The following is an 849-nucleotide window of genomic DNA, read 5'->3' on the forward strand; positions in this document are numbered from 1 at the left end:
AGCCCGCGCCGCTCAGAAGCTCTCCCAGTCGTCGTCGCTGCCCCCCGCCTTGGGCGCCGGGGCCGGGCTGTGGGCTTTGGCTGCGGGAGCTGCTGGTGCAGTGCTGGTGGCTGCCGCCTTGGGTGCAGCCAGGCTGGCTGCTGGTTTGGTGGCGGGCTTGCGGGTCCCCAGGCTGGCGGTCTTGGCCGGGGTGTTGCGCGGGGCGTTGTAGCTGGGGGCTGCGATGGGGGGGCGCGCTGTTGTCGCTGTGCTGTGGCTGCTGCTGCGCTGGGCGCTGGTGGCGTGGGCGTCCAGCTTGAACACGGCCACGGCGTTGACCAGTTCGCCTGCCTGGGCGTTCAGCGCGCTGGCTGCCGCTGCCATTTCTTCCACCAGGGCGGCGTTTTGCTGGGTGGCCTGGTCCATCTGGGTGACGGCTTCTCCCACCTGGCCTACGCCTGCGCTTTGTTCGCTGCTGGCGGCGCTGATTTCTCCCATGATGTCGGTCACGCGCCGGATGGAGGCGACCACTTCGGTCATGGTGGCACCGGCCTTGTCCACCAGGGCGGTGCCTTGTTCCACGCGTTCGACGCTGGCGGTGATGAGGCTTTTGATTTCCTTGGCGGCTTCTGCGCTGCGCCCTGCCAGGTTGCGTACTTCTCCGGCCACCACGGCAAAGCCCCGGCCTTGTTCACCGGCTCGGGCCGCTTCCACTGCGGCGTTGAGTGCCAGGATGTTGGTCTGGAACGCGATGCCGTCGATGACGCTGATGATGTCTGCAATCTTGTTGCTGCTGGCGTTGATGCCTTTCATGGTCTCGACGACTTCGGCCACCACGTCTCCGCCTTGGACGGCCACAGTGCTGGCACT

1 protein-coding gene is annotated in these 849 nt (G+C 67.3%); it reads right to left on the bottom strand.

The genetic code is table 11. The features are described 5' to 3' along the window. Positions 1-12: 12 nt before the first annotated feature. Positions 13-849, bottom strand: an 837-nt coding sequence (locus tag AvAM_RS21575) for a methyl-accepting chemotaxis protein (RefSeq protein WP_249368292.1), incomplete at its 5' end; no start/stop codon positions are given.

The organism is Acidovorax sp. NB1 (genome assembly GCF_005405905.1).
Classification (GTDB): domain Bacteria; phylum Pseudomonadota; class Gammaproteobacteria; order Burkholderiales; family Burkholderiaceae_C; genus Acidovorax.